The organism is Lysinibacillus sp. KU-BSD001, assembly GCF_042920265.1.
In the GTDB taxonomy this organism is placed as follows: domain Bacteria; phylum Bacillota; class Bacilli; order Bacillales_A; family Planococcaceae; genus Lysinibacillus_B.
Window position 1 is genome coordinate 79,968 of the sequence record NZ_JBDQZI010000011.1, and the last position, 19,885, is coordinate 99,852.

Sequence of the window (19,885 nt, forward strand, 5' to 3'; positions counted from 1 at the left end):
TTCATTTCTTTTTTCTATTATAATTCTCCCATGTCTCTTTCCTCTAACCTATTTCATGTACAATGACAGATTCCATTTCACACCAACACGTAACTGCGTAAAAATTCTATAAATATCTATTTTTTCGTCGCTTATTCCATTTTTTCTTTCATATTTGATTAGTGAATTGCTAAAAGGTCCTATTTACGATAAATTTATACTCATATGACTTTAGTATCGAAATTACTCCGTCACACGTAGGGTAAAATGTATCACTTATCACGAAAATAATGTATTGGAAAGGTGACATATGACTAGTACAAGCATAATGATCGCAAAGGAAGCTTATGAACAGCAGTTAGAAGAGCAGTTATTGTCTGTCGGCATTTTAAGGTATTGGGATGGAAAGGTGATTTCTTCAAGAAAACTAATTGAAAATGCTCAATTTTTTGAAACAGAAGATATGATTTATAAAGAATGGTTTGATTCTGTGTATGACAGCTACCACTTCTATAACGGATTTGATTCATTAGAAGAATGTGTAGCCTATATTTCCCAAAGTCCTTATGATAACGCTACTTATAAAATTGTTCGATTTCTCGATATGTTTTACGCCGTTGTCTATGAAAATACACAGCATCAACAAGTAGTCGGAAAAGATGTTTCTTATTACACAAAAAACAAATTATTCTTATCGTCGCCACGTCCACAGCATAGTTCAATAGCCAAACAGCGTGTTCGCCTTCCGGTTATTCCACTCATTTACCATGAATTAATGGTATTTGATCCAAACTTGCGTGTATATGAACTAACAGAAGCAGCATCGGATCAATTTGTAGAAGGCGACGCTCATGATTTAATGTCTTATATCGTATTGCTTGGTATTACGTTCAAGGATATATGGTATCCATGTACGACGCCGCACAGCATTGCTCATAGTCGTGCTGCATTAAATATGTATTTTAACGATGGACATGACCTTATGCTATTTGGGAAATATGTAAATGCTGTCGCCATTAACCCTTTCCAGCGACTCATTTGTTTTGCCAAGGGACGTATTGAACATTTCCAAATGGATATAGATGATCGAAAAACGCCACCACGCCGTCTTCCATATCGTGAAGTAAAACGGTTCCATGATATGGTTCATATTCGTCCTCTCAAAGAGCATAAAGAATTGTTGGAATTGATTTAATAGAAAAGCTGCCCCTAGTTGTTGATTGCCCAACAAAGGTGCAGCTGTTTTTATTTTTCGTTACGCACCACAAGTACGTCACAGTTTGCATGACGGACAATACGTTCGGATACGGAGCCAAGCATTAACTTTTCTACTCGGTTTAAGCCTGTCGCACCAATGACGATTAAATTCATGTCTGGTAAATTCGTTAAAATTACTTTAGCTTTCCCTGTTTCCACTTTCGTGTTGACATGTTCAACACTAGCTTCATGTGCTTTCGCCTTTAATTCACCAATTTTCACTTCATACTCTTGTTTTAACTTTTCCGCATACTTGACATCATATGCTTCCACTGTACCGAATGAATGTGTATCAACGACACTAATTAAATGAAGTGTCGCGCTGTTTTGTTTCGCAATCTCCACCGCGCGCTCAAATGCATCAATCGATTGCTGTGAAAAATCGAGCGCTACGGCAATATTTTTATAACTACTAATCATGGAATAGCCTCCTTTATCTACCTTCTATTATACCAAACGTAAGTTAATTTTACCCATGATAGAAAATGTTTTCTGTGAATTTAATAGCGGATTGATCATAAAAAAATCTGCAAGCTCCTATAGGCAGCTTACAGATTGTTATCTTTTAACGAATGGTTTTTAAAGCCGTTGACCACGAAATTAATTGATCTAACATTTGATTGACCGAGTCCGCCTGCACATCTTTCGGTTTAAATACATTGCCGTTTTCAAAATCCGTGAATAATGACAATGCTGGATGTACACGTACATCCGCCACTAATAATTCCCCTAAAATACCGCGTAAATGCTCCGTTGCACGGGCACCACCGACAGAGCCATATGACACGATTCCTGCTGCTTTGTTGTTCCATTCATCACGCAAGTAGTCTAACGCGTTTTTCAATGCCCCCGTGATGGAGTGGTTATATTCTTGTGTGATAAAAATAAACCCGTCTTGTGCATTAATTGCTTTTGCCCAAGCTACTGCCCCTGAAGCGTCTACACCTGGTTCGCCTAATAAAGGTAATTTAAAATCAGCAATATCAATAATCGTGTAATTGGCATCACCGCGCTTGTCTGCTAGCTCTTTGACCCATTTTCCGACTTGCGGGCTGACACGTCCTTCACGCGTTGAACCTAAAATGATGCCAATATTTAATGTTGTCATGATTTCTCCCTCCCTCTTTGTTTGCCAAATCGTTTCGTAACGAGGCTCATTGGGCATTATTTACTTCTGTTCATTTATGTATACACATAAATCTTGAAATTGAAGTAGTAGTGCGGGATTGGAATTTTAATACGTCCATATAAATAATTACACCTTCGCACTTTTCATATAGCGCGAAGGCATAACACATACATCTAATATTTCTTCGGTTTTAAATTGGATGCATGGTAAATTTGCATAAACAGCAAAATAGCACCAAGCCCGATAATGCTTATTAATTGCGAGTTTCCTGAGAAAACGGAATAATACATTAACGCAAAACATAATAAAACGATTAAAAACAGCAACGTATAATACAATTTATAAAAACTTTTTAACATTAAATACTTTTCCCCATCATCAAAACTATCAAATAACTCTTGCTGATAGGTTGGTGATTGAGGATCAGGCAGTTTATATTCGGGATTTACATAACGGTATAAGTGAACGGTAACTGCTTGTGCAAAAAAGGACACTGCACATAAAATCATAGCGTAGAGAACAAGCTTTGGATTCGAATCACGCGCTACAATAAAGCCCCCAGTCAATGCCACAAAAGAAACAGAAAATGGGATTTGTAGCCACATTGCCATCGAATAACTTGCTCGTTCTAACATAACCCGCCCCTCATCTTCTTGCTCTATATCGACTGGTGTCCTGCCCTTACTTTTGATATACACTGCATACAAGCTTGCGATCAATAAACCGACGAGGCTCACCAAATTAGCTATGTATAGGCTATTGTACGAGATTGTTTCATGTGGGGCTACTCCTACCCATTGACTGAATGCATAAACAAAGAGTACAGCTAAGACCATCGGCATCAAATACTTCTTCATAATAATTCCTCCTCCGTAAATAGAAAGACATGTTCAATCGGTTCGTTAAAAACTTTTGCAATACGTGCAGCAATAAGTAAGGATGGCATGTACTCCTCACGTTCAATCAAGCTCACAGTTTGCCGTGAAATTTTGGCTCTTTTTGCAAGTTCCGATTGATTTAAGCCATCCCGCGCACGCAATTCTTTCAAGCGACTCTTCACCTTATCACCTCAATATGATTGTACATAATTCTTTACTTTTTGACAACGATATTAGTCAAAATGAATATTTTAATTGTCATTCATTTGAAAATAAAAAAACTCCCTCACTAACGGGAGTTAAATAATCTGTTGCACAACCTGAATAATTCGCTGTACGTCCTCATCTTGTAATAAAGGATATATCGGTAAAGACACCGTATTTTGCGTCCACTTTAAGGCATTCGGATACTGTGCTTTCGGCTCTAAAATCTCTACCTCTCGGATTGGTACGACAGCTGTAATGTCGTGTTTAGCTAATGCTTTTATAATTTCTTGTTGTTTTGCTGTTTGTAAAATCGCCCGAAAATGAACTGGCTCTAGACCTGGCCCTGCACCGAGTAACGGCAAACGGGCTGCCTTATATTGCTCATAAATTTCCTGCCTTCTCTGTAAGAACTGGGAGAATTGCTGTAACTGCGCACTTCCTACCGCTGCCTGCAAATCCGTCATTTGAAAGTTAAAACGGAGTTTCGTGTCAAAGCGCTGATCATGTAAACGATAGTCCTTTAGTTTTTCGATGATTGACGCATCTTTACAGACGATCATGCCCCCTTGCCCGCCTGTTGTCATTAACTTCGTTGCATAAAATGAAAAGATGCCTATATCCCCTTGTAATCCTACGGGGATGCCGTTTACACGTGCACCCAATGCTTGGGCACAATCTTCAATCACATACTTTTTACCAGCAAGCGAGGACAAATCTTGCGGTAAGCCGAACATATGCGGAATAATGGCGATATTCGTTTCGCTACCAATGGCCGCAATATCCATGTTCGGACAATCGTGCTGACAATCTATAACTACAGGGATGCCTTTAGCTAATGCAATGGCATTTCGTAAAGCAGAACATGAATAAACTGGGTACGCAACATTTTTCGTAGGTGCATCAAGTGCGATAAGTGCCAAATATAGGGCAGCAGTGCCACTTGAAACAGCAATAGCTGAGCCTCTTGGTACCCCTAAAAAGTCACAAAACTCATTTTCAAAATTCTCGACAGCCCTACCTTGCGCAACCCAGCCCGACTGAATGACGCTCATCGCCATTTGTTCCTCTAAGGAGCCTAACGTCGGACGATTATGAGGGACTGGATTACGACCAAATTGTTTATTTACGTACACTGACTCCACCCTTCTCTCCCGTCACGTTTAAAGGATATGCGAACGTAAAATATAATATTTTTCTGCATAAGGTAACCCGATCTCCATCCCTCTCATTTCCGCCCATTTCTTCACACTTTCTGGGGATATTAAATGGTTAGGAGGGCGTCTTTGAGATGTATGCTTGAGAAATGAATCCACTTTCTTTTGAATTGTATTCGATAAATCTAAATATAACTCCCCTGTGTTCCAAAACTTTTGGAACTGCCAAGAAATCAGTGGATATTCATACATCGCAATCAGCTTGATCAGCTGACTCGGTTTAGGTCTCAATGCGGCAAAGCAAGCTTCAAATAAAACGATATGATCTTGATGATAGCTTGGAAGTGGAATAAATACCATTGTAGGCTGAAACGTGTTTAAAATCTGATCAATTTTTGAAGTCATTTCAAATTTTGGGACTGTATCGAGTAATGAATCTTTGTCGTGATAAACAACTTCAAAGTCATGACAGCCAAGCACCTCTAAGGCATTCTTTAGTTCTTTTATGCGCATAGCAGCCGTTACCGTTTGTTGGCTATGTGGATGTGTTACCTCACCGACAGCCATCACAATGACTTTTACTTTATTTTGATAACGACATGCCTTTTCAATTAATCCTCCACATCCAAGCACTTCATCATCGGCATGAGGAGCAATAATTAATATTCTTTCCTTCCCTGATGTAATCATGAATTCACCTCCGTTCAAATGTTTTAGTTTAATGCGCTCTTTGTTGTCGAATCATGTTCATCGTTTCTGGTCCACAGTGAAAGAGCATATCAATAATGGAAAGATTCGGTAGGAATTCTCCCCAGCGCTGTGGATAGATGGGATGCGTAAAGTCCTGATAAATGAGTTGTATTTGACGCTCATGAAACTTGCTTTCATCATTATAGGCCCGTGCGCCAATACCAGATAAATAGACATCCCCACCTAAGTGAGCTACGATGTTAATATTTCTTTCATTTTTACTGCCAAAATCTTGCTGAAAATCAGATTCGAGCAAAATGTCAGCTCGAATATTTAACAATGACTGAATATGCTGGATGAGAGCGATATTAAACGGGGCAAGATGTGTCCATTTCCCCTGATAAAGTTGTTCAAACCCATCCTTATACGTAAGCCAGTACGGGCTCTTTTTATAATTCGCCTCAATCGCCTTCCAGTGATTCATTTGCCATTTCTGATCAGTAGCAATTTGTAATGCATGAATCGGTTGTTCTTTATTTTGTAATGGTACTGTGAGCATCAAGCTACCATTCGGGGTTTTAATTTTCGAACGATTAATATAACCACTTTTCGAATGATCTGCTTTATCTAATATGACAAACCGATCTACTTGGTCCATCTTATCGAAGTACCCAATCCACGGTAAATAGTTGGGTTGATGGATCGCTACTTTCATCTTTTTTCACTTCCATTTTATACTTTATAGTCATTATTTCCTGAACGATTTAATTTTCGCCAACCGACCTGATTGCCCCTAAATGCTCTAATAATCGCTGTCCATGTCACATACGCTAACAAATAGCGGTACCCTATTCGTTGAATAAATACCCACATAAGCGGCTTCATCTTTTCTTTCCCAATCTTAAATGCAATAAAGGAGTTTAAAAAATCTGTGAGATAAAATAGTAGCGCAAATAAATAAATCGATGATGTTCCCGACAAAATCGCTGCAATAAAAATGAAATCAATAAGTGGGGAAGTTAAAAGTAGTAAATATGAAAATAGTAAACTCGGAACTGCAAAGTATTTTAATGTTTTATTAGAAGAAGTCAAAATGTTCTTTTTATGTTTCCAGGCCACTTGTAAAATCCCATATGACCATCGATTCCGTTGTTTAATGAAGTCCTTTACTGTTTCTGGGCACTCTTCATATGAAATTGCTCGATCCTCATAAATGATTTTATAACCGGCATTTAAAATGCGTAGTGTCAGTTCTGTATCTTCTGCTAATGTATCTTTATGGTAGTAACCAAGCTTTTGTACGACGCTTTTCCGCCAAGCACTATTGGAACCTGGGACCACTGTAATGCAATTTAGTTCTTCAAAAGCCCGTTTTTCTAATTGATTCGCCGTTACGTATTCGATATGTTGCCATAACGTAATTTGGTTGATCTTATTGCCAATTTTACAGTTTCCTGAAACCGCTGCGACACGAGGGTCTGAAAAATTCTCTACTAAGCGAGAGATGGTCGATTTATGGAAAACGGTATCTGCGTCAATCGTAATCACAATATCTCCAATGGCCTGCTTAAAGCCTAAGTTGAGCGCCGATGATTTCCCACCGTTCACCTTTTTAATAACTTTTACCTTATCCCATAGATGGAACATTTTCGTTGCAATTTCTGCCGTTTGGTCTGTCGAGCCATCGTCCACAACTAAAATTTCAGCGACAGGGTAATCACTTTTCAAAATCGCTCTTACCGTTCTTCGAATGACCACCTCTTCGTTATACACAGGGATAATGACTGTGACACTTGGTCTAAAATTTTTTAAGTGATTTTTGTTAATTTTCTGGTATTCTATAAGTAATTTATTCTTTCGGTAATGCTTAAAACAAAATACGTAGATGATGAACATACGAACAAACCCTATCACGATTGCAACAAACAAATAAGCAATAAATGCTTGCTTCATAACAGCGAACAACTGCCCCGTAAACGGATTGATCCATGGTAAATTGACTACTCCGTACCGATGAAGGATAAAAAGTGATACGTATACAAGCAACATGAGCAAAGATGTAAAAAATAGAGCTTTTACTTTAAACCAACGCTTCCCTGTTTCATCTTGAAATATCATACAATCCAACCGCCCTCCCTTAGGATATTTATATGAAGGAATATCTTAAGGACCTATGTGTTTGACTAATTTTAGAGAAGATCTATAGAAGTATTAAATATGTATAGCCGAGCTCTTCGTGAGAAAGCCAATACTGTTTGTGCCATACTCGTAACAGTATTATTTTCTATTTTCTTGAAACTAACTTTTTTCACTAACGATTCGGACAGCTATGACACTTATACTTTTGACTCCACTAAAAAAAGAATCCGTATCTGTTAAGGTGAAAGGACCAAACAGAAAGGATTCTTGTAATTGTTACATATATTTTTTTACTTGGATGAATTGCATGAGAGGATTTGTAATATAGGCAATACAGAGAGCAATAAATAATGTATAGTTCTTGCCATAGCTGATGAAAAAGAAATCAATAACCCACAAAATTAATAATGCTCCAAATATGATGTGATGACTTTTATAAGCACTATTCTTTACAATTTGCTTGCCCATTTCATCTTTTTGTAGCTCTTTGCGTGTATGCCAAGTAAAGAATTGTCCCCATGAAATCACTAGCGCAATGATTAACAGTATTTCGGGAGTACCAAAGGAAGGATTTTCAAACTTGATATAACTAATTAATGTTCCTCCAAAATAGATTGTTATTGCTAACAAACATAAAAAGCCTCCCATTTCTTTTTTACTCATTTCTTCTCCCCCTTAAAATGAAATAATTCATCAACTGTTAGATTTAGTTGCTCAGCTAATTGGAAAGCTAATAAAAGGCTTGGATCATACTTATTATTTTCGATGGCATTAATTGTCTGCCGAGATACACCACAAGCTTTGGCCAATTCCTCTTGAGAAAGCTTCCTCTTCTTTCTAGCTTCTTTAATTTGATTATCCATCCTGTCGCCTCTTTTTTGTCAAACATGTTTTACATTTAGAGTGTAACTCATTGCAAAATAAATTGTCAAACATCTTTTACATATTTGCTATCCAAAGCAAACCAAAAATGAGTTCATTCTATCTATTGATAAAGCGAACTCATTTCTCTTCTTCATGGTTTTAAAAAGGCTTTGTTGCAATACGCTCAGTTTGGGTAGCGTGTAGCTTTTGCACTGACGATATTACCCGCTTGTAAGCCTATCACATCGATAATTATAAAAGGTTCCATCGGTGCGTTCGTTGTAATCATCCATTTTTCACCAATAGTTTATAGATATTTGCTACATCTCCTTTAATGTACGATCGGGTATGATTTACTTTGTGACCAATCGAGGATAAATTGCTGTTGCCTTGAATTTAACTGCTGGGGCAATTCATTCTTACAAAAAACGGTAGAGCTTTACTCTCTATATCATTTGGTTTGAGCTCCCCTGTAAAATAGGCTGCTGTAAAAATAATTCACACACTATCAACCTGATTTTTATTTGAGTATTCAACGAAACAAGCTTCCCCAGAATAAATACCTAATATCTGTAAGTAAGTTACATCTAATCCTGTTTCTTCATACGTTTCCCACTTCGCCGTTTGCTCAAAGGATTCAACCATTTCCATTGGGCCGCCGGGAATACACCAAGTATCTTCATCGGTCCGATTGAGTAAAAGAATTTTTCCGTTATCTTCTATAATGACACCACAGCCAAGTCAACAGTCAATAACGTTTCATGTCCAATCCATTGCCTCATCTTTTATATATACTCCATCACGTCTACTCACCGTCTCCCTCTTTCTGTTCGTGATTTTCCATCTCACCTTTCCCTTGATATATGTACTTTTTTTATAGTGTGTCCTAAACACAAAAAAACCGTTACTGCTCTAGTAACGGCTACGGAATCATTCCAACATCAAATTCATTTTTCTACTCATACTTTTCATGCCAAGGCTTTCATAAAACGAAATAGCGCTTTGATTAAATTCCCATACATTCAATTCTACGCTTTGTACATCTTTTTCCTTCGCCCAAGCAATACAGGCTTCAAATAGCTTTTTACCGATTCCTTTTCGTTGGTTGACAGTCTTAACACCAAAATCGTTTATATAGGCAAACTTTCTTGGAACGAGTGACTCAAATGGTGGTGACGATTCTAAACTAATGATCGCAAAACCGACTATTGTTGCATTTTCTGTTGCAATTAAAATATCGCTAGCCTCGTCCTCTAGTAATTGTTGATAATACGAGATTAGCATGACTTTTTGTACATTTTTAAACAAGTATGGTAGTGCCTCTACATGCACATTATGCCCCTCTTTTACAATGGCATTCACTGCTTGAAAATCTGCTATTGTGGCTTTTTCAATTTGGATTTCCATACCGCTTTCCCCTTTATGCTAATTCCCTAATTTAATCTTTACCTTTTTACTGCTTCATATGTTATTATTTGTGCTGCATGTGTTGGATAGGTATTATATTGATAATCAGATGAAATTATAATATCTTCAAACCCTATTTCTTTTAAAATAGAGCGAAATTCTTCCACCCCATACCACTTTAAAGGGAAGTGTTCGAGTTCTGTATCGACCAATTTAGAATTTCTCCATTTTTGATATTTATGATGGGTCATCGTAAATTGATTTATTTGATCTACATCGACTAATATCTCTTCTAATGTAATAGAGTCTCCCTCAGGCGTTTTTATCACCCTCGTCGAAACATAGCCTTGCTGAAAAGATGTTGGAAGGAAAGTATCTATTATTATGCGCCCTCCCATCTCCAAGTGATCATAAAAACACCTTAAAGCATTTAAAGCATCTGCCCTTTGGTGTAGCAATAAAAATGACCCAGTGGGAACAATAATCGCTTCATATTTATGGTCTAATACAAAATGACTCATATTTAATTTATGTAGATTCGGAGACAGACCTCTTTCCGCACAATGTTTTTCACATAAATTTAGCATGTCCTCAGAGAGATCAAACCCTTCCACATTCAGCCCCTTTTCTACTAAAGGGATTAAGATACGCCCATTCCCTACAGCAGGCTCCAAAATTCGTCCTTTAACATCTTTTAATCTTCCAAAATAATACTCCACATCACCAAATGACCTGCCAATAAATTTATCTATATCATATACTTCTGTAGAAAGCTGACCGTAAAAACTAACCATTTCTATGCTCATCTCCTTGAATATCTGTATCGTTTTCGTTTAACGTTGAAAAATTTCCATATTTTTCTTCCAACAAAAGAGAATCTTTAACGATGTAAACTTAAATAGTACATCAGCCTATATATATCTGTTCCCTTGATTAACGTTGATATTTTTGAACCGATTCACGATGCTCCTGAACAATTCGCTCATCTACCTGTTCATATTGCTTTAATGCATCATACATCGCTTGGATTTGAGCAGGTGTGAAAATGACCTTTTGATACTTAATTAGTTTCAAAAGAAGTTCTTTCAACTCTGGACGTTTCATGACATATGTTCTTTCTTGTGTAAACTCAATCTCTTTTAATTGACATCGTTCACTAAATACAACTAGATTGATAAACAGATTTGGTGGTAATGCAGGTAGAACATGCTGCAATGCTCGAATATGCACTTCATTTTGCTTAATGGGATTGTAAAAAGAATATTCCTTCCCATTCGGAAACACTTGTGTCCAATCTTTCTGCTCACCGTTCCCGTAAATCCATGCACTATAATTTTTCGACTCGACAACATAAATGCCTGTCTCATGGATAAATACTAAATCAACCTCCGTGTAGCCGCCTCTCTTTTTCGGAATATACATATTAAATAATGTACGGTGTTCTCCGAGAATCGCATTCATCTTGAAAAAGGATAAATATTCACCTGTTAAACCCTTGTCAAACAACACTTTTAATAATGAATTTCCTGTTGCCTCTTGATATACTCTATGGGAATCAATCGTTTTAACTATTTTTTTCATCAATTCTTTAAACATATCACATCTCCTCCTTATCCACTTTAGTTAAACCGCTACCTTATCTCACCTATTGTTAACATTTTTCAAAACATGAAAAAAGTTTTTCTCCTCTTATCAGTTAATTTTATTTCATTATTTTTCTGAATATTATAAAATAAGAATAGGAGGTGATTCATATGCCATATGAAGCTTACTTAAACCCTGCACAAAACATCCATCCATACACGTACGAAAACATCTTAGAAAATGATGTAGCGTATTTACATGAGGAAAAGTATGATGGGACATTAGACCAATTCGATGACAATGATTTTTAAAGGAGATCAAAATGGACAGTTCAACATAAAGCGGCATGTGTATTTGAAAGCTTGACCTTTCTACACATGCCGCTTTTCGTCCTCAAACATGTTAACATCTGTCATGATTGATAATAGCATACATATGAACATCATAGTGCCTTCCTTTGGCAAATAAGCTTTTGCGGTGCGTACCTTCAAATATCATTCCGCTTTTTTCCATGACACGTGATGAAGCCACATTTTCAGCGATGCATCGTGCTTGAATACGGACAAGACCTAGCTCCGTAAAACCGTAATCGATAACCATTTTAGCTGCTTCTGTTACAATTCCCTTATTCCAATAATCCTCTGACAACACATAGCCAATCTCTCCAATTTTACTGTAATCATTCAGCCCTACATAGTCGATCGTGCCAATAAACTTCCCTTCATATTCAATGCCCCAAAGATACAAACTCCGCGTTTCATAGGCATCGAGTATCATGTCAATAAACCCTTTTGCATCATCCAGCGTTTGATGTGTCTCCCACAACACATATTGTGTCACCTGCGGGTTGGAACCATATGCAAATAGCGCCTCCGCATCCTCCATTGTCACAGCACGCAACCGGAGTCGTTCCGTCGTCAGTACTGGTAAAGCCCCATCCATATCTTCTCCCCCTTTTAAGCACTATGTACAATTTTCATCATCAGTTGCTGACTTAGTTGGACTTTTGCTCGCTCCAACATTTTTCAATTAATCAATTGGCACAATAACGAATCATGAAAATATATGCTAAAACCATTAGGAATATATCGCAACTCCAAAAATGAATGATTGCTCATTTTCCAAATTTCTTGTTATACTAATAAAAACGTATAAAGGAGTGATTTGGTTGTTTAAAGTAGAAAAAAGTGGTGAGATTTCAAGAACAAACGATGTATTGATGGCAAAATGTACTACAAATATACCAGGCAGTCCGATGAGCGTTTACAGCTTTAATGTCGATGGCATTTTAATTGATACAGGTTCTAACTCTTTATTCAATGAATTTAAACCGTATTTCGATCAAACTGATTTTGATGCGGTTTACATAACGCATTTCCATGAAGACCATATCGGGAATACGGCATACTTGCAAAAAGAGCGCGGCGTTCCTACGTTTATTCATCCCATGTCTACTCACTTAACAAACAAGCCACTCCGCTTACCAAAGTATCGTGAAATAGTATGGGGGCCATCAGAACCTTTTACATCGGAAGCACTTAGCGAAACGTTTACATCTCGTCATCATACATGGGATGTCATCGAAACACCAGGCCATACAAAAGATCATGTTGCATTTTACAACCGTGATTTAGGCGCTATTTTCACAGGCGATTTATTTATTGCGCCGAAAGTAAAGCTCGTATTAATCGATGAAAATATTTTATCTACGCTTGATTCATTAAAGAAAATTGAAAGCTATGATTTTGATGATATGTACTGCTGCCATGCAGGTCACGTAAAAGATGCGAAAAAATCAATACGATTAAAAATTGAGTATTTAGAAGAACTCGAAGGGAAAGTACTTGATCTTGCCAAACAAGGAAAAGACGTTCATGAAATTACTGCTGAACTATTCCCTATCCCGTATCCAATTATTCATGTATCCAATACTGAATGGTCACCCATCCATATGATTCGTGCATTTTTAAATCGTGGGTAGTAGTCCTTGAGTACGTAAGAGAGTGATTCATACTCCCTTACGTGTTTTAGGCTAAAGTTTCTATATACATCCTCCATGAAATAATAAAATCACCTTACTATAGCACTGCTAAAAAACGACATAGAATCATACACTATGAACTCTAGTATTTCTGCTAAATAATCATGTGTTTCATTAAACAGGATACATTCTATATGAAAAGATGTATATTGATCCTCTAATTCAAATAAATAAATCGTTTGTAAAATACTAAAGGCACGCGACTCCTTCTGAACGAGGTTACAAAGAGATCTAGGAGATTCAGTTAATAAACGACATAAACGGCTATAGTGACATAACTTCACCTCTTTCAATTGATAAAGCTCAAATAGTTCATCTGCCATTATGGTGATTTGCTCTTCTAATGATTTTGTTGAATCTATAACGAATCTTTTAATATGACTTGGCTCTTCCTCGGCGTAGTTTAATAGCTGCTTCCAGCTACCTTGATCGTTCATTATCCTTTTATTCACCTTCATTAAATGCTGTTTCATTTGTTGGAATATCCCTTGATTTCTTACAAGTACACTTACCCTCCCCCAATCAAGTGGCATATTCAATAGTCGAATATATGCATAGAAATCTTGCTCCGTTAATACAGGTTTTGCACTTAATCTAACAAAATTATTTTCCCAATCGTAGAAATCTTGCCTCATTCCAGCCCTGCCTCTTTTACTAATAGCTCAAATAGCTCTTTAGTAGGTAGCGCGCGAATTTGTTGATAGCCTATCCCTGCCCAAAGTGACATCACTTGTGCATTCTTTTCTGCAATAGCATTTTTTCGAATTGGTTGCGTCACATAATGCAGTGCTGGATATGCCTTAGGTGCTATTGTGGAATATTTCTTTATAAAATCATTTTCAAGCCCTCTTGCTAAGCGACCTGTAAATGCACGCGTTAGCTTAGTGCTAGCAAATTCTCCACTCTGTAAAGCTTGCCGATACACCTCATTTGCCCCACTTTCATCACAGCATATAAAAGCTGTCCCAAGTTGAACGGCATCGGCTCCTTCCGCTAACAATTGTTGAATTTTTTTACCGTCCATAATACCTCCCGCCACAATAATCGGTATATGCACTTTCTCTTTTACTTGTTGAAGAAGCTCTACTAATGGAAGTGGATTTTCTATATCGGTATTTTCAAATGATGCTTGATGCCCACCCGCTTCATATCCTTGCAAACAAATGGCATTAGCACCTTGACTAACAGCTAGTTTTGCTTCCTGAACAGTCGTTACTGTCACAATTACGTATGTACCAATCACCTGCAATTGTTCGATAAGTACTTTGTCTGGACAACCGAACGTAAAACTCACAACAGGTACTTTATATTTTTTGACTAAAGCAAGCTTCCCTTCCCACTCATCATTTGAATACATCGGCTTCCCTAGCTCTCTACCCACATCTTGCTGCAAAACAGTCATAAAAGCATAAAGTTCTTTTTCATTTACCGCATCTGTTTGTGGCACAAATAAATTCACACCAAATAAGTCATTTCCTTGTTGCATCTCTAGTATTTCATGTTCAAGTGCCTCTACAGTTTTATATCCTGCAGCTAAAAAACCTAAACCACCCGATGATGAAATAGCTTTCGCTAAACAAACCGTCGATATGCCACCTGCCATCGGTGCTTGAATAATTGGATAACGTAATTTATTGAACAATTTCCTTCCCCTCCATTACATGTAGTTCATATGGACGCCCCGAATAAGCAATCAACGTAGCGAGCACTATGCAAATGGACGCAAAAACAAGAGCTGATTCATAACTGTCCGTCAATGTCATCAGGAGTCCAGCAATCGTTGGTCCAAGCATTTGTCCGCCCGCATACATCGCCGTTAAACCACCTAAAATGCGGGTCCCACTGCCACGGGCTACTGTATTTACAATGGTTGTAATCCCCATAAAGGTCATCCCAAAAAGAAAGGCACTCACTGAAAGTCCAATCGTTGTAGGCAGTAATACAGGTAAAATAATCCCAATGCTCTGTATGCCCAATGCCATAACTAACCCATTCACATACCCGACTCTTCCAGCCATTCTGGACCAAATATAGCAAGAAGGAATGGCCGCTAATCCTACAATTAGCCATACAAATGCGGGATTCCATTGTATCGTTGGGAGCTGTGCTGCAATCGACACAATAAATGTGCCTGTTACAATATAGCCTACCCCTTCCAATCCATAGGCAACTAAAAGCCAAGGTAGCCATCGTTTTTGGATCCATTCATTCCTTTGATGTATCGCATTACTTGATTCTATCTCCTGTTGCTCTTTTAAGAAGGAACTACTAAATAACGCAAGTACTATACAAGCAACGCCCAACAGTAGCCAAGTTGCTTGCCATGATAATGCGGCCACTATATAAGAAATGCTGATGCTTGAAAAAGCAATACCAAAGCCAACGCCACTGTAAAATAAACCGCTCCACTGTGGCTTTTTCAACCTCCCTAAATAAGTCAACACAATACTCGAAGCTAATATGAAAACAACCGCACTCGACACACCTGAAATAAATCGAATGAGCAGCAACAACAAATATTCATTCGTTACGCCCATGATCATGGTTGTCAGCACATTCAAAAATAGTGCACCATTTAGCACAATAAACCGCTTCTCTTGAAAAGAAAAAAAAGTAAGTCCGATTGCACCGACAAAATAGCCCGCATAATTACTTGTTGCTAAATAACCCGCTAGTGCATCGGTTAATGCCAAATCTGCTTGCATAAAAGGTAAAAGCGGCGTATAGGCAAAACGCCCGATGCCCATGGCGATTAATAATGCTAAAATTCCTCCTACAACTCTTTTCATCTAATCATCACCCTTTGCTAATTTAAAATCTATTTTTATATTAGCAACATTTTGATATATAATATAATTCAAATAAATGATGTTTGATATCAAAAATATTAATAGCAAAGGGGATATTATGGACATTGAGGCACTAAAGGCATTTGAGATTGTGGCCAAGTATGGCAGTATTTCTCAAGCCGCGGATGAACTGAATTATTCACAATCCAATGTAACGGCAAAAATTCACAAGCTAGAGCAACAGCTAAACACGACATTGCTTTATCGGCATAATCGCGGGTGTGTCGTCACACCAAAGGGACAAGAGCTACTACAATACGCAACGCAAATTTTCCACTCGATTCATACGGCTGAGTTGGCGATGCAGGATGAACATAATCCAACCGGGGAGTTAAAACTAGGCGCAATGGAAACAACCGCTGCCGTCCGCTTACCCAAAATATTAGCCAATTATCATCAGCAATTTCCTAACGTGAACCTTACGTTAAAAACAGGACCGACAGCCCAATTAATCGAAGCGGTTGTCGACTTTAAATTAGATGCCACCTTTGTATCTGGTCCGATTTCACATTCTTCCTTACAAGCTAAAACCGTTTTTCAGGAGGAAATGGTCGTTGTTTATCCAAAGGGAAATGAAGACATTTCACTAGAAGCGGCGACCATTTTAGTCTTTAAAGCAGGCTGCTCCTATCGTTTTCATTTAGAGAGCTACTTACGTCATCAGGGAATTAAATCTTATAGCTTAATGGAATTTGGATCGCTAGAGGCTATTATCGGTTGTGTAGCGGCAGGATTAGGTATAACGATGCTACCTCGCACTGTGTATGAGCAGTACGTTCGCTATTACCCACTGCAAGCCATTACAGTACCGAAAAAGTTTTCACTCATTGAAACACAGCTCATTTATCGAAAAGAAAATAACTCCATTCCACTGCAACGCTTCGAGTCTTTACTTTTACAGCAAGAAGAACATTAGGCATGTATTTAGTCTGTGAGGAACGGGACCGTTTGAAAATATTTTGAAATGGAATCTTGGGACTACCGTAGTTCTTAATGGATAATTATTAAGGAGTAACGAGGTTGTACAGAAAGCTTTTACTATCTGTACAACCCATCTTCAAAAAATCAACTTCAGTATAAAAAATAATAAAGTCAGCTCGTCCAATGAGCTGGTCGTTGTATATGAGCAGGCAGTATCGTTTTATAGTTGCCTTTAGCTGAATTAATCTGCATTTGAGTTAAAAACATACTTGTCGAAAGATTTGCCCCACTTAAATTGGCATCACGCAAATCTGCTCCAATGAAATCTACACCTCTTAAATCTGTATTTCGCAAATCTGTAGCAATTAAATAAGCCCCTCGTAAATTAGTCGTTCTTAAATCTTTACCGGCTAATTTCTTCCCAACCCAATCTATTCCCGTACAATTTTTTCCTTTTTTAATGGCAAAGACTTTGGCGCTTAGCTCACTTCGAATGTATTCACTTGTTTCTAGAAGTAATTTATTTACAGGTAGTCGACACTCCATGATATTTAATGACAATAAGCGATCTGCATCCATATCCGTCAAGCTTTGTAACTGTTCTAACTGTTGATTTAACTTGTTTTGCAATGCATCTGAAATCTCGTACGTTAATGCTTCCGCTATAAATGCAATCATTTCATATAATTGTTCCATAACTGGAAATACACGAAACATTTTTTCAGCAATTTCTGGATGTGCTTGCCAACTTTGTCCATTAAACGTGACTTGAGAAACTTGTTGGCCTGCCCCTAGACAATCAAACACTGTACATCCCTTAAATCCTTTTTCCCTTAGGTTGTTATGAATTTTACATCGAAAATCTCCTTGTAAATTAGGACACGGTGTTCCAGCATTTTTATTTACTGCAAAATCACTTGATGCTACGATATTCAGCGCTGTACAGCACAGGCCAAAGCATTGTATACAATCAGCAGTTAAGCTTGCTCTTATATTTTTAGCAATTTCATTATCCATTTTTATACTCCCTTAAACTCTTCTACTATGTAGTTGAATCAACTGCCCGTTAATACGAGATATTTTTTTTACTTTATTATACAATATTTTTAAATAAAACGATTTTTCATTGGGATAACAGAAACATATTCCCTATTCATTTTATATCGTTTTAGAAATGGCAGTGATGTCGTAAAATAGGACTATTACTAAACAAAGGACTGATTGCTTTGAACTTAATTCCATTAGGTGTTGGTGGTGCATTTACTTCACGTTTTTACCATAATAATTATATCGCTGAAATTGGGACAAAAAAGCTGCTCATCGATGCTGGCACAACACTTCGCACAAGTATTAAGAAAGCGGGTTACTCTTATCTAGATATCGATGCTGTATGGATTTCACATTTGCATTCTGATCATGTAGGTGGGTTAGAGGAGCTGATTTTCCAACGTTATTGGCATTTAAAAAATGATATTCATCATCCGATGAAAACACATATCTTTGTCCACCAAACGATTTATCCGTTATTACGACAATTATTATCTTTCCCTCTTGAAAACGGCGGCGCGACAGTAGACGATTTTTGTGATTTTACAGTTGTGGGAGATGAGGAGCATATTAACTTTGAAGGGCTCCAATTGCACATTTTTGATACAAGTAATACACATATCCAAGGAATGGCGAGCTCAGGTGTATTCATTCGTGGTCCGCTAGGTAATGTGCTATTTTCAAGCGATGTGAAGGATTTACAAGGTGCCAATTTAATGCGATTTATAAATACCGATACCGTCGCCATTTTTCAAGATACTAGCTTTACAAGTAATGGAGCGCACGCCCTATTTTCAGACATCCTTGCCTACTATCCAAAAGAAGTGCAGTCAAAAATTTACGCCATGCATTACAACGATCCTATTGAAGATTATGTCGCAGCAATCGAACAAGCAGGCATTCAATATGTAAAAGAACGAGAAGCGATGACGTTTACATTAAACTAAGGAAGCTTTTAATAACTAACAGGTTCGGTTTAGAAGTACAAAACTTAAATAAACATCATAAATAGCAATGAAATTAGCATCAAAATCGAACCGTATTTAACATTATAAAAAGCACAATAAAAGGCATCGGTCAATAACCGCTGCCTTTTTGAACATTTAATTTTCATTGAGTTTCTTTCTGGTAAATGAAAAGTTTATTAAGCCAAATAGGAGTCCCATCAGATTTATGCTGATTTACAACGGTAAGTAAAGAAATATTCCTGAACGAGGGGTTGGGAACTTTGCTGCAATAAAAAATCAATAAATTCTAAACTATCACAGTTTAGTATTACGCATAATTTATCGTATATATTATCATTATTAGCCTCACAATCAATTACTTCTACCTCGATTTTAAAAGTTTGTGTATTGAAGGCAATTACGTAACACTTCATTCTATCCATAAGAACATACATTCCCTTTTACCTATTTACTAAGTTCAAATAAAATTATATCATATGCTTATGCATATGTATAAATAGGAGGACTTTATTTTGAATTATTTAGAAATAGCTATTCAAGAAATTTCTCATCTATCAACAGGAGAAGAATTTTTAGTAAAAGACTTATTTAAAGGCTATGAATGGAACAGACTTGCTATAGGTGACAGAAGAACGTTAGGCTCATTATTTTTAAATGCGGTTAAGAACGGGGCATTACAATCTCAAGTCAAAGTAGCTAAAAAAAGTAGTGCTAATCAACAAATTTATATCAAATTATAAATTACATTCATAATCATTTACAATATATTTG

Annotated in this window: 25 protein-coding genes; 6 read left to right on the forward strand and 19 right to left on the reverse strand. The window is 37.3% G+C overall.

What is annotated here, in order from left to right:
• Nucleotides 1–289: 289 nt before the first annotated feature.
• The gene (locus tag AAGS61_RS15300) at nt 290–1,174 is read left to right on the forward strand and encodes a hypothetical protein (RefSeq protein ID WP_391373742.1); all 885 of its coding nucleotides are present in this window, start codon (nt 290–292) and stop codon (nt 1,172–1,174) included.
• Between the two features lie 50 nt (nt 1,175–1,224).
• Here AAGS61_RS15300 and AAGS61_RS15305 read toward each other — a convergent pair whose 3' ends face one another.
• The 14 genes from AAGS61_RS15305 to AAGS61_RS15370 form a co-directional block, all read right to left on the reverse strand.
• Nucleotides 1,225–1,656 (reverse strand): universal stress protein, encoded by a 432-nt coding sequence (locus tag AAGS61_RS15305; protein ID WP_391373745.1) that lies wholly within the window; start codon nt 1,654–1,656, stop codon nt 1,225–1,227.
• A 145-nt stretch (nt 1,657–1,801) separates the two neighbouring features.
• Nucleotides 1,802–2,344: an NADPH-dependent FMN reductase gene (locus tag AAGS61_RS15310; RefSeq protein WP_391373747.1), complete on the reverse strand. Its 543-nt coding sequence runs from the start codon at nt 2,342–2,344 to the stop codon at nt 1,802–1,804.
• Nucleotides 2,345–2,538: 194 nt separating this feature from the next.
• Complete coding sequence (locus AAGS61_RS15315; RefSeq protein ID WP_391373750.1) at nt 2,539–3,222, reverse strand: DUF3169 family protein; 684 nt, start codon at nt 3,220–3,222, stop codon at nt 2,539–2,541.
• A complete protein-coding gene (locus AAGS61_RS15320; protein WP_391373752.1) occupies nt 3,219–3,425 on the reverse strand; it encodes a helix-turn-helix transcriptional regulator in 207 nt (68 codons plus the stop codon). The genes AAGS61_RS15315 and AAGS61_RS15320 overlap by 4 nt, the downstream gene beginning before the upstream one ends.
• Before the next feature lie 117 nt (nt 3,426–3,542).
• The gene (locus AAGS61_RS15325) at nt 3,543–4,583 is read right to left on the reverse strand and encodes a DegT/DnrJ/EryC1/StrS family aminotransferase (RefSeq protein WP_391373755.1); all 1,041 of its coding nucleotides are present in this window, start codon (nt 4,581–4,583) and stop codon (nt 3,543–3,545) included.
• Between the two features lie 27 nt (nt 4,584–4,610).
• Entirely contained in the window at nt 4,611–5,294 is a 684-nt protein-coding gene (locus tag AAGS61_RS15330; protein ID WP_391373758.1) for a PIG-L deacetylase family protein, read from the reverse strand.
• A gap of 28 nt (nt 5,295–5,322) precedes the next feature.
• Nucleotides 5,323–6,009: a WbqC family protein gene (locus tag AAGS61_RS15335; protein ID WP_391373760.1), complete on the reverse strand. Its 687-nt coding sequence runs from the start codon at nt 6,007–6,009 to the stop codon at nt 5,323–5,325.
• A gap of 17 nt (nt 6,010–6,026) precedes the next feature.
• Complete coding sequence (locus AAGS61_RS15340) at nt 6,027–7,412, reverse strand: glycosyltransferase (protein ID WP_391373763.1); 1,386 nt, start codon at nt 7,410–7,412, stop codon at nt 6,027–6,029.
• 297 nt (nt 7,413–7,709) lie between these two features.
• On the reverse strand, nt 7,710–8,096 hold the full coding sequence (locus AAGS61_RS15345; protein ID WP_391373766.1) for a hypothetical protein: 387 nt from the start codon (nt 8,094–8,096) through the stop codon (nt 7,710–7,712).
• Nucleotides 8,093–8,296: a helix-turn-helix transcriptional regulator gene (locus tag AAGS61_RS15350; protein ID WP_391373769.1), complete on the reverse strand. Its 204-nt coding sequence runs from the start codon at nt 8,294–8,296 to the stop codon at nt 8,093–8,095. Before AAGS61_RS15350 ends, AAGS61_RS15345 begins: the two co-directional genes overlap by 4 nt.
• 499 nt (nt 8,297–8,795) lie before the next feature.
• Nucleotides 8,796–9,023, reverse strand: a complete 228-nt coding sequence (locus AAGS61_RS15355; protein ID WP_391373911.1) for an NUDIX domain-containing protein — start codon at nt 9,021–9,023, stop codon at nt 8,796–8,798.
• A gap of 204 nt (nt 9,024–9,227) precedes the next feature.
• Nucleotides 9,228–9,704 (reverse strand): GNAT family N-acetyltransferase, encoded by a 477-nt coding sequence (locus tag AAGS61_RS15360; RefSeq protein ID WP_391373771.1) that lies wholly within the window; start codon nt 9,702–9,704, stop codon nt 9,228–9,230.
• Between the two features lie 38 nt (nt 9,705–9,742).
• Nucleotides 9,743–10,498, reverse strand: coding sequence for a class I SAM-dependent methyltransferase (locus tag AAGS61_RS15365; RefSeq protein WP_391373774.1), 756 nt, complete (start codon nt 10,496–10,498; stop codon nt 9,743–9,745).
• A 139-nt stretch (nt 10,499–10,637) separates the two neighbouring features.
• Nucleotides 10,638–11,300: a nuclease-related domain-containing protein gene (locus AAGS61_RS15370; RefSeq protein WP_391373776.1), complete on the reverse strand. Its 663-nt coding sequence runs from the start codon at nt 11,298–11,300 to the stop codon at nt 10,638–10,640.
• Between the two features lie 158 nt (nt 11,301–11,458).
• Between AAGS61_RS15370 and AAGS61_RS15375 the strand changes: the two genes are divergently transcribed.
• Nucleotides 11,459–11,599, forward strand: coding sequence for a hypothetical protein (locus tag AAGS61_RS15375; protein ID WP_391373778.1), 141 nt, complete (start codon nt 11,459–11,461; stop codon nt 11,597–11,599).
• Between the two features lie 91 nt (nt 11,600–11,690).
• Here the strand turns inward: AAGS61_RS15375 and AAGS61_RS15380 are convergent, their stop codons facing one another.
• Nucleotides 11,691–12,230: a GNAT family N-acetyltransferase gene (locus tag AAGS61_RS15380; RefSeq protein ID WP_391373781.1), complete on the reverse strand. Its 540-nt coding sequence runs from the start codon at nt 12,228–12,230 to the stop codon at nt 11,691–11,693.
• Nucleotides 12,231–12,456: 226 nt separating this feature from the next.
• Between AAGS61_RS15380 and AAGS61_RS15385 the strand changes: the two genes are divergently transcribed.
• Entirely contained in the window at nt 12,457–13,269 is an 813-nt protein-coding gene (locus tag AAGS61_RS15385; RefSeq protein ID WP_391373784.1) for an MBL fold metallo-hydrolase, read from the forward strand.
• A gap of 89 nt (nt 13,270–13,358) precedes the next feature.
• Here AAGS61_RS15385 and AAGS61_RS15390 read toward each other — a convergent pair whose 3' ends face one another.
• Genes AAGS61_RS15390 through AAGS61_RS15400 form a run of 3 tightly spaced genes read right to left on the reverse strand, consistent with a single transcriptional unit; the run spans nt 13,359 to nt 16,118 of the window.
• Complete coding sequence (locus AAGS61_RS15390) at nt 13,359–13,964, reverse strand: hypothetical protein (protein ID WP_391373786.1); 606 nt, start codon at nt 13,962–13,964, stop codon at nt 13,359–13,361.
• The gene (locus tag AAGS61_RS15395; RefSeq protein ID WP_391373789.1) at nt 13,961–14,971 is read right to left on the reverse strand and encodes an NAD(P)H-dependent flavin oxidoreductase; all 1,011 of its coding nucleotides are present in this window, start codon (nt 14,969–14,971) and stop codon (nt 13,961–13,963) included. The genes AAGS61_RS15390 and AAGS61_RS15395 overlap by 4 nt, the downstream gene beginning before the upstream one ends.
• Complete coding sequence (locus AAGS61_RS15400) at nt 14,961–16,118, reverse strand: YbfB/YjiJ family MFS transporter (RefSeq protein WP_391373792.1); 1,158 nt, start codon at nt 16,116–16,118, stop codon at nt 14,961–14,963. Before AAGS61_RS15400 ends, AAGS61_RS15395 begins: the two co-directional genes overlap by 11 nt.
• Before the next feature lie 118 nt (nt 16,119–16,236).
• On the opposite strand from AAGS61_RS15400, the gene AAGS61_RS15405 reads away from it, so the two are divergent.
• Complete coding sequence (locus tag AAGS61_RS15405) at nt 16,237–17,094, forward strand: LysR family transcriptional regulator (RefSeq protein WP_391373795.1); 858 nt, start codon at nt 16,237–16,239, stop codon at nt 17,092–17,094.
• Nucleotides 17,095–17,270: 176 nt separating this feature from the next.
• Here the strand turns inward: AAGS61_RS15405 and AAGS61_RS15410 are convergent, their stop codons facing one another.
• Nucleotides 17,271–18,116, reverse strand: coding sequence for a pentapeptide repeat-containing protein (locus AAGS61_RS15410; RefSeq protein WP_391373798.1), 846 nt, complete (start codon nt 18,114–18,116; stop codon nt 17,271–17,273).
• A gap of 209 nt (nt 18,117–18,325) precedes the next feature.
• On the opposite strand from AAGS61_RS15410, the gene AAGS61_RS15415 reads away from it, so the two are divergent.
• Nucleotides 18,326–19,093, forward strand: a complete 768-nt coding sequence (locus tag AAGS61_RS15415; RefSeq protein WP_391373800.1) for an MBL fold metallo-hydrolase — start codon at nt 18,326–18,328, stop codon at nt 19,091–19,093.
• Between the two features lie 533 nt (nt 19,094–19,626).
• Complete coding sequence (locus AAGS61_RS15420) at nt 19,627–19,854, forward strand: single-stranded DNA-binding protein (protein WP_391373803.1); 228 nt, start codon at nt 19,627–19,629, stop codon at nt 19,852–19,854.
• The last annotated feature ends 31 nt before the right edge of the window (nt 19,855–19,885 follow it).